The 19,503-nt window shown below is 46.5% G+C and carries 14 protein-coding genes and 2 pseudogenes; 10 read left to right on the top strand and 6 right to left on the bottom strand.

Annotated features, from left to right (window positions below):
• Window positions 1-2,741, bottom strand: a pseudogene (locus tag QZ942_RS03040) (hypothetical protein); the annotation flags it as partial.
• A gap of 341 nt (window positions 2,742-3,082) precedes the next feature.
• On the opposite strand from QZ942_RS03040, the gene gdhA reads away from it, so the two are divergent.
• The 3 genes from gdhA to QZ942_RS03025 all read left to right on the top strand — a co-directional run bounded on the left by gdhA (window position 3,083) and on the right by QZ942_RS03025 (window position 7,918).
• Window positions 3,083-4,426, top strand: a complete 1,344-nt coding sequence (gdhA, locus tag QZ942_RS03035) for an NADP-specific glutamate dehydrogenase (RefSeq protein WP_292993168.1) — start codon at window positions 3,083-3,085, stop codon at window positions 4,424-4,426.
• A 301-nt stretch (window positions 4,427-4,727) separates the two neighbouring features.
• Window positions 4,728-6,644: a transglycosylase SLT domain-containing protein gene (locus tag QZ942_RS03030; protein ID WP_292993167.1), complete on the top strand. Its 1,917-nt coding sequence runs from the start codon at window positions 4,728-4,730 to the stop codon at window positions 6,642-6,644.
• A 41-nt stretch (window positions 6,645-6,685) separates the two neighbouring features.
• On the top strand, window positions 6,686-7,918 hold the full coding sequence (locus QZ942_RS03025; protein ID WP_292993166.1) for a multifunctional CCA addition/repair protein: 1,233 nt from the start codon (window positions 6,686-6,688) through the stop codon (window positions 7,916-7,918).
• A 70-nt stretch (window positions 7,919-7,988) separates the two neighbouring features.
• On the opposite strand, the gene QZ942_RS03020 is transcribed toward QZ942_RS03025, so the two are convergent.
• The 4 genes from QZ942_RS03020 to QZ942_RS03005 form a co-directional block, all read right to left on the bottom strand.
• Window positions 7,989-9,077: a calcium-binding protein gene (locus tag QZ942_RS03020; protein WP_292993165.1), complete on the bottom strand. Its 1,089-nt coding sequence runs from the start codon at window positions 9,075-9,077 to the stop codon at window positions 7,989-7,991.
• 447 nt (window positions 9,078-9,524) lie between these two features.
• On the bottom strand, window positions 9,525-9,875 hold the full coding sequence (locus QZ942_RS03015; RefSeq protein ID WP_292993164.1) for a YdbL family protein: 351 nt from the start codon (window positions 9,873-9,875) through the stop codon (window positions 9,525-9,527).
• 24 nt (window positions 9,876-9,899) lie between these two features.
• On the bottom strand, window positions 9,900-10,115 hold the full coding sequence (locus tag QZ942_RS03010; RefSeq protein WP_292993163.1) for a YnbE family lipoprotein: 216 nt from the start codon (window positions 10,113-10,115) through the stop codon (window positions 9,900-9,902).
• Between the two features lie 100 nt (window positions 10,116-10,215).
• Complete coding sequence (locus QZ942_RS03005; protein WP_292993162.1) at window positions 10,216-12,684, bottom strand: YdbH domain-containing protein; 2,469 nt, start codon at window positions 12,682-12,684, stop codon at window positions 10,216-10,218.
• A 211-nt stretch (window positions 12,685-12,895) separates the two neighbouring features.
• Between QZ942_RS03005 and QZ942_RS03000 the strand changes: the two genes are divergently transcribed.
• The 6 genes from QZ942_RS03000 (at window position 12,896) to QZ942_RS02975 (ending at window position 18,086) form a co-directional block, all read left to right on the top strand.
• Window positions 12,896-13,906 (top strand): metal-dependent hydrolase, encoded by a 1,011-nt coding sequence (locus QZ942_RS03000; RefSeq protein ID WP_292993161.1) that lies wholly within the window; start codon window positions 12,896-12,898, stop codon window positions 13,904-13,906.
• A 187-nt stretch (window positions 13,907-14,093) separates the two neighbouring features.
• The gene (locus QZ942_RS02995) at window positions 14,094-15,221 is read left to right on the top strand and encodes a ParB/Srx family N-terminal domain-containing protein (RefSeq protein ID WP_292993160.1); all 1,128 of its coding nucleotides are present in this window, start codon (window positions 14,094-14,096) and stop codon (window positions 15,219-15,221) included.
• A 24-nt stretch (window positions 15,222-15,245) separates the two neighbouring features.
• Window positions 15,246-16,265, top strand: a complete 1,020-nt coding sequence (locus tag QZ942_RS02990) for a hypothetical protein (protein ID WP_292993159.1) — start codon at window positions 15,246-15,248, stop codon at window positions 16,263-16,265.
• Window positions 16,252-17,163, top strand: coding sequence for a DNA adenine methylase (locus tag QZ942_RS02985; protein ID WP_292993158.1), 912 nt, complete (start codon window positions 16,252-16,254; stop codon window positions 17,161-17,163). The genes QZ942_RS02990 and QZ942_RS02985 overlap by 14 nt, the downstream gene beginning before the upstream one ends.
• Before the next feature lie 420 nt (window positions 17,164-17,583).
• The gene (locus QZ942_RS02980; RefSeq protein WP_292993157.1) at window positions 17,584-17,826 is read left to right on the top strand and encodes a type II toxin-antitoxin system Phd/YefM family antitoxin; all 243 of its coding nucleotides are present in this window, start codon (window positions 17,584-17,586) and stop codon (window positions 17,824-17,826) included.
• A complete protein-coding gene (locus QZ942_RS02975; protein ID WP_292993156.1) occupies window positions 17,826-18,086 on the top strand; it encodes a Txe/YoeB family addiction module toxin in 261 nt (86 codons plus the stop codon). Before QZ942_RS02980 ends, QZ942_RS02975 begins: the two co-directional genes overlap by 1 nt.
• A 22-nt stretch (window positions 18,087-18,108) precedes the next feature.
• Here QZ942_RS02975 and QZ942_RS02970 read toward each other — a convergent pair whose 3' ends face one another.
• The gene (locus QZ942_RS02970) at window positions 18,109-18,810 is read right to left on the bottom strand and encodes a type 1 glutamine amidotransferase (RefSeq protein ID WP_292993155.1); all 702 of its coding nucleotides are present in this window, start codon (window positions 18,808-18,810) and stop codon (window positions 18,109-18,111) included.
• 193 nt (window positions 18,811-19,003) lie between these two features.
• Here QZ942_RS02970 and QZ942_RS02965 point away from each other — a divergent pair.
• Window positions 19,004-19,503: pseudogene (locus QZ942_RS02965) on the top strand (DUF2868 domain-containing protein); the annotation flags it as partial.

Below are 19,503 nucleotides of genomic sequence, written 5' to 3'. Positions count from 1 at the left end.
GTACGCTTGGTCGGGCGATTGAGCGCGTCCCAGGTATAGGTATGTTTGACACCGCGTGCATCGGTCACCGTTTTGAGGTTACCGCCGGTGTCGTAGGTGTAGGTAATCGTGCCGCGATCGGCTGAGAGCTCCTGCGTGACATCGCCAAAGCCGTTGACCGTGTAGGTGGTGGCAATATTTCGTGGATCGGATACTTGCGTGATCTGATCGAGCGCGTCCAGGGTTTGCTGAGTATGGCCGTTGGCCGGATCGATGGATTCTTTGAGACGATTGAGCGTATCAAACTGATAGGCTGCGGTATGCAGCAGCGGATCGGTGATTTGCTTCAGATTGCCTTGCGCATCGTATTGATATTGGGTGGTCTGGCTTTGTGCGCCGATGTCTTTCCACAGACGGCTTAAGGCATCGAATTCGCGTTGTTGGGTTTTTGTCAGGTTATTGAGCGGATCGAACAATTCTTCCTTGGTGCGGTTACCCATAGCATCCAGCGTGTAGTGCACGCGATTGCCGAGATTATCCGCAATATCGGTCAAACGATGCGCGGCATCATAGGTGTAGCTCAAGAAACTGCTATCCGGCAAAATGATTTTTTTGATTTGTCCCACGCCGTCGTACTGGTAGCTGGTGATTTCCGTGCTGCTGGTACGCGACAGCAATCGTTGGCGCGTATCGTAGGCGAGTACGGTGGTCAAGCCATTCGGGTCGATAATTTCTTCCGGTTGGCCGTGCGCGTTATAACGGGTGATTTGCGTGATATGACCCAATGCATTGGTGATACTTGCTATTTGTGTACGGCAACCTTTGTGACCGCCGACACAAACTGCATCCGGCGCGTAATAATCGGTGGTGGTGGTGTCGGTCACATCGGTGCGCGGGCCGTTCTCGGTTTTTTGCAGAATCACGCCGGGAATGCTGGGGTGATAACTATAGCTGGTATTCCACGTGCGCGTGGCGTTGGTGGCAGTATCTTTAATTTGATGCTGTGTGATGTTGCCATGCGTGTCATACACATAGCTGGTTTCGCGCTTGGATTCAGCGACGAGCGTGGGTAGCCGAAAACTGGCATGCCAGGTCGTGAGGATTTTACGTTCACTGCTATTTGCGGCCGGTGTGTAACTGAGCAAATAGCCCGGACAAGCACTGCCTGAGCTCAAACCTTCAATCCGGGCGGTTTCCAGGTTCCGGGTCAGATCATACGCATAGCAGGTTTTATTGCCATTGAAGTCGGCGCGGCTGGCGACATTGCCGTTAGCATCGTAAGTGGTTGCACTGGAAGCGGCACTACAGCCTGAACCGGCCGGTTGCGATTGACCGGTGCTTTTGGCGACGCCAAGAATGGTTTGGAAGGTGTGCGTGTATTGACTGTTCAGCGGATCGGTCACGAGGGTGTTGCTGCCATCGGCGCTGTAGCCCAGTACATACCGGTCAGCACCACCCGCATGTTCGGTCACCACTGCGCGGCCTTGCGTATCATACGTATAAGTCGCATAACGCACGCCGTTCTCATCGGTGATACCCGTTAATGCATTGGGTAAACTGGCTCCACCTTCGATGTAGATAGATTCGTTGTAGTGGTAGGTGCGGGTTTTGCCATCGGGATAGGTGACCGTGGTAAGGTTGCCGTTACTTGCATAGGTAAATTGGTAATTGCCGCCTGCAGGATCGACTAAGGTAGAAAAATTACCATAATCATCATGAGTAAATTGTAATTTATTCCCAAAAGTATCAGTAATACTTTCAAGACTGCCTTCTGAGTTATATGTCAACGTATGAATTAATCCACTACGATCTTCGATCGAGATGAGTCTTCCGTAGGCATCATAATTTTCTATTCTGTCGGAAAATTTGTCGGTATAAGTCCAGCCTATCCGTTGATTATTGGAATTAACAAGTTCAGTAAGCGAATCATTTATATCATCATCACTGCGCCACTCTCCTATGGCCTGATCCTTATAAAATAAAAGAGCACCTCTACCACGATATACGCGTGCACTATTAGGAGTTTGTTGGCCATCGAGAACTATGAATTTATAATATGTATGTCGCCAGGTTATTCCAGATCTTTTATTGTCGTTATGTTGATAGAACAACTGGAAATCTATCGGAAAGTCACTGCTGCCAGTTCGATAAATAGGCACGGTCAGCTCTTTTCGTCCTAGTCCAATATAAACTGGATTGGGAGTTCTATCTTCGCATTCTTTCGGTTTTGCTAGATCTTTCTCACCATCTGGTTCAGAAGATACCGAGCATGCAATATACCCATATCGCTCAATGTTATAAGCATCCTTAATACTATATCCGACTGAGTTATTAGAGCAAATACCTTGCTGTGATGCTGTATGCCAACTACAGTAGCCAGGCTCATAGGTTCGGCAAAATCTATAACCCCAGATCCACCCATCATAACCAGGTGAATAAGGATATTTTTCTATCGGATGACATAACCATACACCGCCATAATCTGTGCATGTTTCACGCCTTAACGATTCAAGTGCTTGCTGATAGGATGGGTAGTATAAGGATGGATAGCCTGCAATATTTAATTCAAATTCATACTCTGACATTCCTCGAGTATCTAGGCTATTTCGTGCCCACACAAACTTTATAGGTGGTTGAATTTGTGTGTCTACCGGTATAGAGGTGTCGGCTATAACCGCTGAGTTGCCAGCGGCAAAAAATACCAAAAACGATAGGTTGAGCAGATATTGTTTCCATCCACTGCATAAAAATCCTCCTAGCATTGGCTTTCCCTTTATGAGTTTGTGATTAATATATCCGCGTATGAAATACACAATTCTTAAAAAAGAAAGAAATCTTATGACCATTTCGCTCAATCAAAACGCTAAATAGCAATCCATTTACCCGCTATTTCTTAAATTTACTTCAGCAGACTAATCCTTTAATGGACGAGATAACTTGAATCACCTATCCTTGGTAAGAGGGATAGATATTTCAATTTATCTTCTCATTGGAAAATAACTTCTAAAAAATCCCATTTTTAATAAAAATACAGTGCAGCCTGTACATTAATTTGGCAGAATTAGGCTATTTGAAATAACCTTTCACTAACCGGGGAAATGAAATGAAATATAAGAGCCTTCAAGAGTTCAGCGCGTATGTGGCTGAGCGTAATCCTAATCAACCAGAGTATATGCAGGCGGTTACTGAGGTCGTGGAGAGTTTGTGGCCTTTTATTATGGAACATCCACGTTATGCGGAGCATGGCTTGCTGGATCGCTTGGTCGAGCCGGAGCGGGTGATTATATTTCGTGTGTCCTGGGTTGATGATCATGGTGAAGTCAAAGTTAATCGCGGTTACCGGATACAGCACAGTTCTTCCATCGGTCCATATAAAGGCGGTGTCCGGTTTCATCCTTCGGTGAATCTGTCGATTCTTAAATTCCTGGCGTTTGAGCAGACCTTCAAGAATGCATTGACGACGCTGCCGATGGGCGGCGGTAAAGGGGGTTCCGATTTTGATCCGAAAGGGAAAAGCCCCGGCGAAGTTATGCGGTTCTGTCAGGCTTTTATCTGTGAATTGTTCCGGCATATCGGCTCCGATACCGATGTTCCCGCCGGCGATATCGGCGTGGGCGGGCGTGAAGTCGGATTCATGGCGGGCATGATGAAAAAATTGTCCAATCGCGCGGATTGCGTGTTTACCGGGAAAGGATTGAGTTTTGGCGGATCATTGATACGTCCGGAAGCAACGGGTTACGGCACGGTGTATTTTGCCCAGGAAGTATTGAAACATGCTGGACGTTCTTTAGAAGGCATGCGGGTTTCAGTTTCCGGATCAGGCAATGTGGCCCAATTTGCTGTTGAGAAGGCAATGGCAAAAGGCGCCAAGGTGGTTACCGTATCCGATTCGAGCGGCACGATTGTGGATGAAGCTGGCTTTACCCCGGAAAAACTGGCGATTCTGGCCGAAGTGAAGAATCATCTGTATGCCCGACTGGATGAATATGCCAAACGTGTCAATGTAACTTACTTGCCGGGTGCAAAACCTTGGCATGTGCCGGTGCAAGTGGCATTGCCGTGCGCGACACAAAATGAAATCAATGGCGAGGATGCGCAAACCTTAGTTAGAAATGGCGTTATTTGTGTTGCCGAAGGGGCAAACATGCCATCGACTGCGGAAGCCGTCGAATGTTTTATCCATAACAAGGTACTGTATGCGCCGGGTAAAGCGAGTAACGCAGGCGGTGTGGCAACGTCCGGGCTGGAAATGAGCCAGAATGCCATGCGCATGTCTTGGACACGCGAAGAAGTGGATGCGCGCTTGCAGGAAATTATGCAGGCCATTCACAAATCCTGCCTGAAGTACGGTACCAAACCCGATGGTAGCGTTAATTATGTGGATGGCGCCAATATCGCCGGTTTTGTTAAAGTGGCCGAAGCCATGCTGGGTCAGGGCGTTATCTGATAATTATTGCCGGTTTAGGGCATCTCTAAAAATCCAAATTTCGTCACAACACTTTGTTACTCGAAAAGAATGTTTCCTTACATATCATGAATATGCTGCGTAACCATTTTTTTCTCGTGCCTCGTTTTGTTTAGAACTTTGAATTTTTAGAAGTGCCCTTTAGAGACTGGCCGTTAAAATTTCACATAACTTGAAGCATGACACTGGATTATCGCGACGCTGCTGCGATAATCCGGATTGATTGCAGAAGGCTCGTTTCCGTCTTTTTATTGTAATCTCCATTCGTTGTACCTTATTAGCTATGAGAAATTACCTGTTTGGATTAATCCTTTTAGCTTATGCTGGAACACTATCAGCAAACCAGGACAGCGATTTTCTTGCCGCCCGGCAAGCATTTCAAGCTGGTGATGCGAAGCGCTTAGACGATTACGCCAGACGGCTGCAACGCCATGCGCTATGGCCTTACGTGGAATATTATCAATTCCGCATGGTGTTGCAAACGACCGATGTCGCAACGATCAGAAATTTTTTGCAGCGGCACGAAGGCAGCTTGGTTGCAGACCGGTTACGGGCCGACTGGCTTAAGATCTTGGGCAAGAATCAACAGTGGCAGCTTTTTGACGCTGAATACCCATTGCTGGGCAATAAGGATACCGAGCTCTTGTGTTATTACTATCAGCGCCGTCTGAGTGCGCATGATAAAACGGCGCTGACGGATGCGCGGTCATTATGGTCTACGCCCACCAGCATGCCGGATAGTTGTACGCCGGTTTTTCAGGCACTCATTTCCAACGGGCAGATTTCTTCGGAAGATATCTGGACACGAATCCGGTCATCGCTGGAAGAAGGTCAAACCGGTGTGGCCACACATGTTAATCGTTATTTGTCCGGCAACGATGCGCTGAACAGTGTCGATTTGAATAATGCTGCGAAGAATCCGCAGCGCTACCTGGAAACATTGAGAAGCAAAATCAGGACGCGCAGTGACCGCGAGATTGTGCTGTTTGCATTACTGCGCCTGCTGCGCAACGATACGAACCAAGCGTATGTGCAGTGGCTAAAAATAAAAGATCAGTTCACCGCATCGGATCGTTCTTATTTCCTCGGAAGACTGGGGTACCGGGCCGCGATGCGGCATGATTCCCGGGCACTGGATTGGTTCAGGGAGGCGCAAAATACTGCGCAACCGTACCCGCCTTCGGATACCGTGCTTGCCTGGCAGGTACGGGCCGCATTGCGGGTTACCAACTGGGATGAAGTCCTGAAAACGATCAACAGAATGTCGCCAGCCGAACAGCAAGTTGATACGTGGCGTTATTGGAAAGCGCGCGCATTAAAAGCGAAAGGGGAAGCGCTGGATGCACATAATATTTTTGTTCCGCTCAGTGATGAGCACAGTTTTTACGGTCAATTGGCAAGAGAAGAACTGGGAACCATGCTCAGCATTGCGGATAAAGCGTATCGCGTCAGCAGCGGCGAGGTGTCCGCAATGGAGCGCAAACCGGGTATCCAACGCGCTTTGGCTTTTTCCCGTATGAATTTACGTACCGAAGCGTACCGTGAATGGAGCTGGACCGTCCGCAATTTTAGCGACCCGGAGCTACTGGCTGCCGCGGAAGTGGCTCGTCGTCATGGCATGTACGATCGTGCGATTAACACGGCAAACCGGACCGTGTCGCAGCATGATTTTAGTCTGCGCTTTTTATCACCGCACCGGGAAACACTCAAAAAGGTTTTGCGGCAACATGAACTGGATGAAGCCTGGGTCTATGGTCTAATCCGACAGGAAAGCCGTTTCATCGCGGATATCAAATCCCATGCCGGGGCAGCAGGTCTGATGCAACTGATGCCCGCCACTGCCGAATGGGTTGCCAAGCAATTGGGAATACAAAATTTTCGCCAGAATGTCGTGGTGGATGTGAATACCAATCTGCAATTGGGCACGTATTATCTCAAGCATGTGCTCGGTACGCTGGACAATCAGCCACTACTGGCTTCAGCCGCCTATAATGCCGGGCCAGGACGAGCCAGGCGCTGGCGCGATAATACCGTGCCGCTGGAGGGCGCGATTTATGCTGAGACGATTCCTTTTAATGAAACGCGGGATTACGTCAAAAAGGTCTTGAAGAACTCGATGTATTACGCCAAAGTTCTGGATCACGGGCAGGATTCGCCAACGCTTAAGCAGCGTCTGGGCGTTGTGCGAGCGGCAAAATAACGGTTGGTTAAATTTTCATTCATTCAGCGATAGAGTCGACATTGAAAACTTATCTGGTAGGCGGTTCCGTGCGCGATGAACTGCTGGGATTGCCCGTCAAAGATCATGACTATGTGGTTGTGGGCGCTTCGCCGGAGGAAATGGAGCGACAGGGTTATCGTCCGGTTGGCAAGGATTTTCCGGTTTTTTTGCATCCGCAAACCCATGAACAGTATGCATTGGCGCGTACGGAACGAAAAATTTCACGCGGGTATAAAGGATTTGAGGTGTTTGCCTCACCGCAGGTTACTTTGCAGGAAGATTTGGCGCGACGTGACTTAACTATCAACTCGATTGCCAAAGACGAAGCAGGCAATATCATCGATCCGTTTAACGGCGTTGCGGATCTGGAAGCCGGCATACTGCGCCATGTGAGTCCTGCATTTTCCGAAGATCCGGTGCGTATTCTCAGAGCTGCACGCTTTGCGGCGCGTTTCAGTTTCCGCATTGCGCCGGAAACGCTGGCGCTGATGAGTGAGATGGTGCATAACGGCGAAGTGGATGCACTGGTGCCGGAGCGTGTCTGGCAAGAGCTCTCGCGCGGACTGATGGAAGAAAATCCTTCACGAATGTTCTATGTACTGCGCGAATGCGGCGCCCTGGCGCGTATCCTGCCCGAAGTCGACGTGTTGTTTGGTGTTCCGCAACCGGCGCATGCACATCCTGAAATCGATACCGGACTGCACATCATGCTGGCCATCGATCATGCTGCTGCAAAAAATTATTCGTTGCCGGTGCGTTTTGCGACGCTGACGCATGACTTAGGCAAAGGCACGACACCGCCCGAAGAGTGGCCGCGCCATATCGGCCATGAAGCGCGCAGCATTGATTTGACGCGGAACTTATGCGAGCGCATCAGAATTCCCAAGGATTCGCGTGATCTTGCGTTACTGGTCGCCCGCTATCACGGTAATGTGCATCGGGCGGAAGAACTCAAGCCTTCTACGCTGGCGGATATACTGCAAGCGGTTGATGCCTACCGGAAACCCGAAAGATTCGAAGAATTTTTGCAAGCGTGCGCATGTGACTTCCACGGGCGCCCCGGCTACGCAGCAAAACCTTATGTTCAGGCTGAACGGTTTCAGCAGGCCTATGTTGCAGCAAAAAGTGTAGATGCCGGTGCAATTGCTGGGGAATTGAGCCAGAGTATTGCGGATCCCACAAAATTACCCCTGGCAATTAACACGAAGGTACGCGAGGCGAGAATCACCAGAATAAAAGCTGAATTAATCTGAAAACGGGTTCAGAAAAATAACGCCCCACATACGCAACGCCGTGCAAGAAAGCCTATAGCGAGCACAATCGCTATGCGAATACGACACCACTCTGCTCTAATCCGATCAGGTTGATGTTCGTTGCATTGACTTCAGAATTAGCGGCAATTTCCAGTAATTCCGCTTGAGTAAATGTTCCGCCACTGCCCTGTAGCAATCCGACATAAAAATCATGTTCTGCGGCCGAAGGCGCTACGCCTACTACATTCTGGAAGACCTTATCCACAAAGGCTCCGTTACTAGGATTACCCAACACACCGATCACGAGTTGAGCTACTTGCAACATACTTTGGCCGGAGTCGAACAGATCGAGTCCGATACCGACATAGTCCGGATGAGCCTGAATAGTAGGCGTATCGAACGCTGCGCCGATGATCCGAACCGTGTTGCTGGCTGCTTGCCCGGCATCGAGATCCACGGCGATATTTTTATCGGTAAATTGGAAACGCTCGATACCGGAAACGATATCGTTACCATCGGGCCCAGAAACGCTGAGACCGGAGCTGGTTCCGAGAATCGAGTAATTCGCGCGATTGCTGTTGTAGACTGCAGTATCAACACCCAATCCACCACTCAGTGTGTCATTGCCTCCCGAACCATTTAGTGTGTCTTGTCCGTCGGCACCCAGGATAAAATCATCCCCTGATGTACCTGCCAAATTGTCCGGACCATCTGTCCCTGAAAATACATTGCTGGGTATAGTGCCGGTATTACCCGCGAAATTTTTTGGGGAATTGACTCCAGTCGAGCTATCAGGGTTAAGTGACCGTATTCCGTCAACCGGTAATGAGGCGTAATTTATCTCGCCTCCAACCATTCCGGGAAAACTCACGGCACCACTGACAGTGAACAGAAATCCATTCGGAACGATGTAATCGGGTGTCACAATGCCCAATTCCGCAAACCCTTGCGTCGCAACCAGTACCGACTTATTGGTTGTTGTTTCACTGGGGAGATTCGTGGTGATATTGAAAGTGTTAGTAGTGACGCCATTGGTCGAGGTAATTTTATGCCCAGCCCACTCGCCCTGGCCATTCGCATCCCCTTCAAACTCTATAAATTGAACAGTTCCATTAGCATTTGAATAGACTTCGTTAATGTGGAATAAGTGAAATGACATTTTTTTCTCCTGAGATCAGCGGTTAAGAGTGCAGTGAAGCTACTAGCATGGTACAAGAATAATTTTGATGTCAGATGGTTTCATAGACTGATCTCAAAATATAGAATTTTATTATCCAGATTATAAAATTGTCGCTTTAATAAGGGAATAAGCAAATTGCTTATTTTTATCTACCCTAAATGATGTATAAATTTACGGACTGTGATTTGCTTCAAGAAAGTTCTGATGAAATCCTTAGTAAGCCGTTGAAAAACGTTTCCGAGGTAGCCGATGCAAGGCAAAAACAGGCGAAAAAGCGCAGTTTATGCTTAATAAATGAGCATTTTTAGTCTGTTTTTAACACCGCAGCGGCAACGCAGATAGTTTTTCAACGGCCTGTTAGAATTAATTAATGAGCAGCGAATATATCGTATGCGAGCTTAGTCTTCTCGCCGGATCTGTGCCGGGTTATTTCTTTCTCCACTGCCCATCGATCTGAATCCAGGTTCCGGCTGGAACTTTCCGGATAATCTCTGCTGCATACACTTTTCCTACCTGTTCAATGTCTATGCCCTGTGCGGCGGCTTTTTCCTGGTAAATAGCTTTGCGCTTGGCGTTAATTGCATCGGCTTCCGCCTGAGCACTCGCGTCTCTTGCCACGACGTAGCCTTCATACGTTTCACCAATCGCACCCGATGCGCGCAGGTTATCGAGCGCATCAGCCCATGCCGGTGCTGCGCAGAGTGCTAGAGCCAGCAGAATAGCGCCGCTGATTCCCGCTAGCGGTTTTTTAACTGTCATTTTTGGAATACGCTGCATAGTGTTCTCCTTTCTCATTTAATATCAGAAAATGCCGGGGTTGGCCGCGATATCTTTCTTGGCTTCTTCTTCAAGCTTTACCCGAATATCAGCATCCAGCTTGATATTGAGATTAATCGTAATCGGCTCTTTCGGAGTTTCCAGCTTGACTGTCGGTGCGCACGCAGTGATCACCAGGCAGCAAAGGATCAGGATTACTGTGACGCGTATTGTGTTGGTTATTCGATCAATTTTGCGCATGATTGCACTCCTTTTCTAGTGGATTCCCAAGCCGTATTTTTGCCGGGAACCGGTAATGAGCCTAACTGTGCTCTATGGCGATAATATGGTGCAGCCTAACTTAATGACGCCTGAATGCATTGCGTAGAATTTCATGGGATAAATTGTAGCCCTGATTAATCGTCTGCAGAATTTTGTCGATATCACTTTCCAAATTAATATTCAAGCGGAAAACTTGCCCATCTTTAACCTCAGGATTATTTCCCAGCAAGGAAAGTTTGGCGATCAAACCATGCGTTGCCGATTTATCCAGATCCAGTGACAGCTCGGTGTAATGAAAATCCTGCACGGCTTGCAGTAACAAATTCATCTCTTCACCCGCGGTGGCTAACAGTTGTGAAGCTTTTGCGGAATGGAAGCGCAGAACACCGGGTACCTTTGCTGCCAGATGGCCTTTTCTTATCATAACCTGATTATCTTCCAAGCGGATCGGAATCTGTCCATCCAGATGCCCGCTTCCGGTGAGTCCATTGATTTGAATCAGGTTAAAAAAGGTTCCCAGATCGATGTTGTTCACGTGGACCAGGACATCAGTGTGTGCAGCGGCAGGATTAATGATCGTGGGCGCCAATGAGAGGATGCCATCCATCATGGAAAATTGCGCTTTCTCAAGCGCGATACGCGGTGGATCCGCGCCTTCGATCTGGTAGGAAACCAGCAGATTTTCCACCGGAATGCCGGTATCAATGCGCCGGATCGTGATGGTCTGCTGCGGCAGGCTGCTGGGCGATAATAAGTTCTCTAATCTGAGCGATGCATTAAGATCGTCTACTTTGGCGGTTTCATGCGCAAACGATACATGGCGCAATTCAAACGCGCCGCGACTGCTATGTACAACACCCTTATTGGACCAATTGAATTGCGCGCTCGCGCTGACTTGACCACTCACCGCTTCCAGCCGGGATAAAACGGGGGAAAGTGCGCTGGGCTGCAAACGGTCTGGTGAGAAATTGAGCGGAACAATCTCTGCTTTTAGCATCCCGTTACCACTAATGGGCGAATGCTTGCCGGTGATTTTTAAATAGCGTAAATCCGGCACGCCGCCCGCAACGTTTAGAGCGTACTCCGCTGGTTTCCCATCAGCGGCTTCATTCCGGATGCTGCCGTTAATGGACACTGCTGCGAACAGCGGCTCGGGTGCCAGATGTTGCAGTTGGCCGATGGCAAAATCAGCGGCGGTGCCGGTTTCCGGGTCATCCAAATGCAGCGTGGCGGAGATAGCATTCAATTGCAGTTGAGATTGCGGTAACAATACCGCCGTATCGCTGAGGGTAAAACGTCCCTGGTACTTCTCTCTGGTGTCAAACTCTCCGGTCAAGGCTATTTTCCCTGGGTGAATCTGTGCCTCAATGGCCGGAGATTTGTCTTGTTGAACCAGCAAGGAGAAATCTGCAGGTATCACAGCGATATCATGTTTAACTGCCAAGCCCTGCGAATTCTTGACCAGCTCCAGATTGGCTTGGGAAATTGAAAGCTTCAAAGGATTTTGGAAGCGCAAAGCAGTACCGGAGTTAATCTTGCCCAAGGTAACCTGTCCCGGATTGCGCAGTCCAATGCGCCAGCTAGTCTGATCGAGAATAACTTGCATTGGTAAGGAAACAGATATCTGCCGGATATCCATAGAGCCCATGGCCGATTGGCCGCCAACGATACCTAAATCGAGCTGTCCTGACCAGGAATCCGGTAATCCGCGAATATCTCCTTTGATGCTGATTTGATCAATGGCCGTGTCAGGCAATATAAATGCTGCCGGGTTTTTACCAGCCTGCTCGGAAACTGGCTTCGCTGACTTTTTTCCTGACAACTTAACTTTGGATAGCGCAAACTCGGTGCCGATATGTTGCAGCCGCATAGCCGCAATTGTGAAAGTTGCATCGCCTGCGAAACTGGAAATTTTTGCTTCGGGCAAGTCCAACATGCCCTCTGCAACAGTGACTTTGCCCCGCATATTCCCCTGCCTATCGAGTGTCGCAGCCAATGTGCCTTTGGTTTGCCCGAGTGAACCGGAGACTACGGCGCTGAAATGTATCGCCTGAGTGCCCGGCTGGTCTTGCTGGATGTCCCCAGACAGCGCAACCGTGGCATTGCCAGCCGTTGCGTGAAGGTGAATTGCTGAGTCCTTCAGAGAAAAGTTAGGCAACCAGGGTATGCTGATATCGCTTCCAGCCGTCGATGTCAGGGCTTGCAGCGAATCCGAAGGGGGGCGCTCTCCACTCAAGTCGAGCACCCATTGCAAACCGCTGATTTCAACTGATGCCGGTTTTCCTATGAGCAGATCCTGCAGTTGCCAAGTCACCAGAATTTTGCCAACACGCAATTCCTTATTTTTACCCGCTGTCAGATCTTGCAAGCGGAAGTCATTGAGCGAAATATCGAGCGTCGAAATGGATTGCAATGGCAACCCCCGTTTGCTCAATTGGGTACTGATCAGTGCTTCCAGCAGGGGATTGCGGAGTGCATAGAGACTAACTCCAGCAAAAATAATCAGGCTAGCCAGAACCAGAAACCCGGTTTTTAACCGTTTGCCCATTTGATTAATTGGTAATGGTTGTAATAACGCATTTATTTCTCGATTAGACTTGACTGACAGGCTTCGATAGCACTGCTATGACAAGATATCATAACCTACTAGTACTGCCTGGCAGCCTTTATGGTAAGAATAAATCGCGACCGGACCGTTTATCCTTTTATACTATGCGGTATCTTTAAAATAGATTTTTCTCATCTCATTTCTTTCAAATATGGATTTATTGACCCAGGGATTGCTCGGCGCCACGATGGCGCAATCGGGTGCCAAACAACAGGAAACGCGACTTGCAACCGGCATTGGTTTTTTTGCCGGAATCGCTGCGGATGCGGATATTCTGATTCAGTCGTCGAATGATCCGCTATTGAATATCGAGTTTCATCGTCATTTCACGCATTCGCTGTTTTTTGTTCCGTTCGGTGCCTTGATTGTAGCGCTTTTGCTGTGGCCATTTCTGCGCAAACGTCTGCCCTTTGCCCGTCTGTATTTATTTGCTTTTCTGGGATATTGTTTGAGCGGCGTGCTGGATGCTTTCACCAGCTATGGCACCAATCTGCTCTGGCCAGTGAGCGATGAGCGCGTGGCGTTTAATATCATTTCGGTATTGGATCCGGCTTTCACATTGATCCTGCTGATTGCCGGGGTGATTGCTTTTAGGAAATACAATTACACGGCGGCCCGGATTGGATTATTGCTCGCGGCGGTATACCTATCATTTGGCTGGATGCAATTGCACCGTGCTGAAACCGTCGCGGAAACACTGATTGCCGAAAGAGGACACCGTGCGGAACAATTGCTGGTGAAACCGACTCTCGCCAATCTGGTACTGTGGCGTTCCATCTACGAATTTGAAGGCAAACTCTATGTAAATGCGATCCGGGTCGGTTTATTTTCCGAGTCGCGCATTTATCCGGGAGAATCCGTTGAAAAATTTGTTCTGGAACGCGACTTGAGCACATTGCCGCCGTCGTCGGTGTTGGCAAACGATATTGCGCGTTTCAGTCATTTCTCGGCAGGATTGCTCGCGATTCGCCCGGAGCAACCGAATGTGCTCGTGGATGTACGCTATTCCAATCTGCCGATGACACTGGCGCCGCTATGGGGCATCGAAATCAACCCGGAACAACCGGATCAGCATGCGAAATATACGCTTTACCGGGATTTATCGAGCGCAACGCGCGAGAAATTTCTGAAGCTATTGCTGGGCGAGCATATTTTGGATTGATCAAAATAACTAGTCAGACACAACGTGCTTATTACTGAATTCAATGCGGGCATATATCCAGGATCCAGGAATGATTGTTAATTTTTATCATGGATGCATTACAATGACGAAGCATTAGTAAAGAGCTGCATAAAAAAATAAATATTTACATATCTTTAATTATTCATGATCAACCGGATTTATAAAAGTGTCAGAATTTTGCGCCAAAATAGGTCAACCTACCGCTAACTGCCCGACGTCATTATTAGATTTTGATTATGACAATCCTCGCTTAACAACTGGCGATGAACTAAGTGCACATGATGAGAAAAGTATTATCTGTGCATTGCGTGATATAGCTGCATTGGATGAGCTGATTCAATCCATTTGCACGAATGAATACCTAAATCTAGAGCCCCTAATAGTATTGGGTGAAGAATCCGGCCCCTTTACTGTTTTAGAGGGAAACCGACGTCTTGCTGCGATAAAGCTAATTAAAGATAGAAACTTGGCGAGAGAATGTAAAGTTTCATTGCCAGATAATATTTCCCAAGAGGTTGTTGATTCAATTCAGAAGATAAGTGTTTGGCGTGTAAAGGAGCGCTCTGATGCTCAAGCATTTATCGGATTCAAACATATCAATGGCCCACACCGTTGGGATGCATACGCAAAAGCCCGATTCGTTGCTGATTGGTATAAGAAAGATAAAGGCAAAGGATTGACAATCGAATCAATAGCCAGACAACTCGGAGATGATAATGACACCATACGAGCTTATGTGGGTGCGATTTTAGTACTTGAACAAGCTGAAGATGAACGGCTTTTTGATATTAAAGATCGCTTCAATCGCGGTCGGTTTGCTTTTTCTCATTTTTATACTGCTTTGGGTAGAAAAGAGTATCAAGAGTTTCTTGGGTTATCTAAGGGATGGAATCAATCTCCCAACGAACAACCCATAGATCAAGATAAGATTCCACACCTTGAGGAAGTTCTTTCCTATCTATATGGATCAAAGCAAGATAATTTACCGCCAAAAATAAAGAGTCAGAACCCAGATCTTAAATTTATTGGTGAAGTTCTGGCCCACCCGGTCGCTTTAGAAAAACTGAGGGGCGGCTCCGAACTGAATGTTGCATATAATGAAGTACGAGAACCAGGAGCTGTATTTAGTGAAGCGCTGGTTCAAGTAAGTCTAAAAATTGATGCGGCTATTAACTTACTTGCAAAATATGATGGTTCATTTTCGTTACTTCAGATAGCAAATGAAATCCAAGAGAAATCAGAAACATTAGTTATGACAATGCGTCGAAAGCATGATAAAGCCTCGGACAAATGACTAACACAGTATAGAGAAATAAAATTGATTGAAACACCTCTTGCCATGCTTCCCCTGGATCGTAGTTCCCAAGAAATTTGTGATTGGTTTGAACTCTATGCTTTGTCTTCAGAATACCACTCGGCAAATTTTGCAGAACTGGCTCGTATGTGGGATAAACGCAGAAACTCAGAGGATGTTGATTTTGAAGGTTCGGCAAGCACGCAAGAAGATTTTTTCTTGGAAGAGATATATCAAACTATACGCGAAAGAATGGAGTTTCTAAAAGATTGCTATCCATTCAGATTTAGCGAGAATGATGAAGAATTGATTTATGATAAAGATGATTTGAACAATGGTTCCGTTATTTACCTCTTTTGTTTGTTTCTATCCAACACAAATAATGATGATATTTTTGATGACGCTTCTTTCTTTGAGATTAACAACAAGGTAAGAGATCTATTTCAAGCATGTGCAACTTGGGCAGCAGCAGGTGAAGTAGAAGGTCACGCTTATTCGTTCGGTTTTCCTCGACCAGATCATTCCGGTTTTCTAGTAAAACTCACAGCTATTTATCAACACTTTTCTGATGGAAAAGTAAGAAATACTCCATTGCCTGGCTCATCTGTTAGTCCCAAAGATGAGGAAATAGATATTATTGCGTGGCGCCCCAGGCAAGACAATGCTGCAGGAACATACTACCTCTTGGGTCAAGTTGCATCAGGCCATAATTGGCCAGATAAAAGCATAATGGGCACCATTGATGCATTTCATGAAACTTGGTTTGAAATACAACCTGCTAGTAAATCGATATCCGCGATGTTTATACCATTTAATATTATTCCTAATAGAGCTGAGACTAGAGAAGACAAAATTTCAATACTAACGCGAAAATTTGGCTCTATCTTTTATAGATATCGAATACCTTTTTTTGCAAAAAGAGGGCTTGAGATTAGTAAAACCGATCGAGGCTTAACTATCGAAAGAACCGCCGAAATTGATAATATTTTCGGCTGGGTTCGGGGTGTGATAGAGAAATTTAGGAAAGCTTGTGTCTATTCCTAATCAAATAAAAAGTCCGCTACGTTATCCTGGAAGTAAAGCGACATTTCTTAATGTAATATTGAAGTTTATTGAGACTCATAAACTATATGAGAAAGATATCGTGGAACCGTATGCGGGCAGTGGGATTGTGTCGTTGTCTTTGGTATCAAGCGGAGTTATTAAAAGAGCAATTTTGATCGAAAGAGATCCTCTAATCTTTGCTTTTTGGAAGGCTGTTTTTGAACATACTGACACATTGATTGCTTCTATAGAAAAAGTAAATGTAGATATCGATACTTGGCAACAGTTTAGAAATTATCTCAAATACGATACGCCAGAAAATCAACAGATACCTGATCTGGCATTAGCTTGCCTTTTCCTAAATAGAACAAATTTTTCAGGTATCTTGCATAGTGGTCCTGTTGGCGGTCAAAGCCAAAACTCTAACTATAAGATAGATTGTCGTTTTAATAAGAAAAAAATCATATCAAGAATACAGCGCATCTCTTTGCTAAAGGACTCTGTTTCTGTTGAATTTGATGATGCACTTCAATTTCTCCATACATCAAATGCTAGGAATAGCAATAACTGTTTTTTTTATATTGACCCTCCTTATTTTAAGCAAGGGCGTAAACTATATCGTTATAACTACAAAATAGTTGATCATAAAAGACTCTCAGATATCTTGAGAAATGCTAATTTTCCTTGGATCCTGAGTTACGATAAGCATGAGTTCATTGAATTGCTTTATGATGATTTCCTTAAAACTCATCAAAGTTTTAGGTATATGACAAAAACGCCTAAAAATGAAAATGAGCTAGTTATTACAAATATGCAGATTCCTTCGTTAAGAAAAGATGGCCAATTAACTCCTCTTGTAAATGTACATTTGACAGATTTTCTTAGCATAAGTGGTTGAGGAATTCAAATAGAAAATATACATTTATCTCATTGCTTCAGAATACTTGCAAACTTTCTGAGGATTTATTGTTTCAGATAAGTAATCCATTTCTGATACAACCGCTCAGCCACTGCATTGAGCGTCGGCACGCGCTCAGGCAGTTTTTTTCGATCTTGTGTTGGCGCTTGAGTGACACAGGAAGATTTTCGACATTAGAGATTCTCCGGTTCCCGGTGATTAAAAATGACTATCAACGAATGGTATTTTAATCATCACGAACTTACAAAGAGCATAAATCAATTAATTTTAGTTTATATGCATTGCAATCCACCTTTAATTACATTTGATTTTGTGCATATGCCTTACAGGCCATTTCACCTTGAAGCAAAATGGACAATGCGTACGTGAATACGTATGATGCGCTATTGGGAGGTTTCTATGACAACGTTGAATGTAACCGAAGCCAGGGCTAAATTATATAGTTTGATCGATGAAACGGTATCCAGCCATCAGCCTATTATTATTAAAGGGAAAAGATCAAATGCGGTGCTGCTTTCCGAGGAAGACTGGAATGCCATTAATGAAACACTTTATCTGGTTTCCGTGCCTGGCATGCGTGAATCAATTAGGGAAGGTTTGCAAACCGATGTTGATGCTTGTAGCAAAGACCTGGATTGGTGATGTGGGTGCTGTGCTATACGCATCAAGCAAAAACGGATGCCAGAAAACTTGCAGCAGCCGGATTGAAACAGAAGGCGCTCGCGTTGCTCGATGTCATTCGTAATGATCCTTATCAGAATCCACCGCCTTATGAAAAATTAGTGGGCGATTTGTCGGGTGCTTATTCTCGTCGCATCAATATCCAACACAGGCTTGTTTATCAAGTATTGGAAAAAGAAAAAATTGTAAAAGTATTGCGGCTATGGACGCATTATGAATAAAGCATTGTGCGAAGCTGTCTACTTATTTCAAGTTAATAATCCATTTCTGATATAACCGTTCAGCCACCGTATTGAGTGCAGCCACACGCTCAGGCAGATTCTTCTCAATCTCGGCGATAGATTGCACCGATGGCTCGTTCAGGCTGGCGAGTTCTTCCGCGCCCACGCTGCACCAGTCAATGACCAGGCGCTCGGTCATTTCGACGTGGCATTGCATGCCTAAGTGCATCCCCAGTGCGAAAGCTTGATTCTCGCAATACGGGCTGGACAGGATGCAAGTGGCGCCTTGCGGAATGCTGAATGCTTCGCCGTGCCAATGAAACGATTGGAAAGTTGTTAGCTCATCAAACCAGGAACGCGCAACCGGGTTATCCGGTACATTGACTTCGCCCCAGCCCATTTCTTTGACCGGGTTGGCGCTGACGATGCCGCCCAAGGCTTTGGCCATCAATTGTCCGCCCAGGCAATGACCCAATACCGGCACATTCGTCGCAACCGCCTGACGGATTAATGCCAGGGAGTTTTCAATCCACGGCAAATCGTCATTGACGCTCATCGGTCCGCCCATGAACACCAAGCCGCTGAATTCAGCAATGCTGGTTGGCGGTTTTTCACCGGCGTCTATTTTAATCAGTCGCCAGGGAATATGATTGTTGTCGAGAAATGTGGCAAAATAGCCAGGCCCTTCGATGGGTAAATGTCTAAAAATTGCAACCGGCTTCATAGAATTGTCCCGCCATAATTTTTGAATAAACTGATAACGAATTTTAGCTTGTTTTGCTATTACAGGCCTTTCAAATTCTATTGCGCTCATAACGAATTTCAAAGGCCTGATAAATTCTAACCATTTTTTATGAAACAAACCCAAATCAGCCACCGTAATGTCTTGATTCTCCTTATTTGGAATTAACCAGGAAATGTCAGTAAAGAAACACACATTCGATGATTTGGTGCGTATCGAACAGGTGCGAAAGATAGAATCCGCGAAAGCGGAGGATTTATCGTACGCGAGTATTCAGGAGTTGCCGCGGTCTGCCAATGGTGATTTCAATTATGCGGATTTTATCCAGCGATTGAATACGCGTGCCAAGCGGCTGATTCAGGAAAACACGCTGAACGATGCATTGCAGCAGCCGCACCGGCAATTTATCCGTGCGCGCCGGATTTGTCTGGGAGTTGCCGTCATTCTGGGCGGGCTGGCGGCAAGCCAGGCGGTGGGTGATTATTCGACGCTGAATATTTACTGGTTGCTCGCGGTATTGCTGGGATTTAACTTGATTTCCCTATTGTTATGGATTTCGGGCATTACGCTGAATCTGCAAAGTTTAAGCAGCGGCATTGTCGCGCAATTGGCCAGTTGGCTGCCTTACCGGCACAAGAAAGATCCCACGATTGCCTCACTGGCATCGCACGCCTG

It is taken from the genome of Nitrosomonas sp. (genome assembly GCF_021731985.1).
GTDB lineage: Bacteria > Pseudomonadota > Gammaproteobacteria > Burkholderiales > Nitrosomonadaceae > Nitrosomonas.
Note: the sequence above shows the minus strand (reverse complement) of the source record. Positions and strands in the feature narration are given on the sequence as shown.

Bases quoted from the DNA above. Each gene is read 5' to 3' on its own strand.
- gdhA (WP_292993168.1), top strand. From the start codon at position 3,083: ATGAAATATAAGAGCCTTCAAGAGTTCAGCGCGTATGTGGCTGAGCGT.
- QZ942_RS03005 (WP_292993162.1), bottom strand. From the start codon at position 12,684: ATGGGCAAACGGTTAAAAACCGGGTTTCTGGTTCTGGCTAGCCTGATT.
- QZ942_RS03010 (WP_292993163.1), bottom strand. From the start codon at position 10,115: ATGCGCAAAATTGATCGAATAACCAACACAATACGCGTCACAGTAATC.
- QZ942_RS03015 (WP_292993164.1), bottom strand. From the start codon at position 9,875: ATGCAGCGTATTCCAAAAATGACAGTTAAAAAACCGCTAGCGGGAATC.
- QZ942_RS02970 (WP_292993155.1), bottom strand. From the start codon at position 18,810: ATGAAGCCGGTTGCAATTTTTAGACATTTACCCATCGAAGGGCCTGGC.
- QZ942_RS03020 (WP_292993165.1), bottom strand. From the start codon at position 9,077: ATGTCATTTCACTTATTCCACATTAACGAAGTCTATTCAAATGCTAAT.
- QZ942_RS03000 (WP_292993161.1), top strand. From the start codon at position 12,896: ATGGATTTATTGACCCAGGGATTGCTCGGCGCCACGATGGCGCAATCG.
- QZ942_RS03030 (WP_292993167.1), top strand. From the start codon at position 4,728: ATGAGAAATTACCTGTTTGGATTAATCCTTTTAGCTTATGCTGGAACA.
- QZ942_RS02980 (WP_292993157.1), top strand. From the start codon at position 17,584: ATGACAACGTTGAATGTAACCGAAGCCAGGGCTAAATTATATAGTTTG.
- QZ942_RS02975 (WP_292993156.1), top strand. From the start codon at position 17,826: ATGTGGGTGCTGTGCTATACGCATCAAGCAAAAACGGATGCCAGAAAA.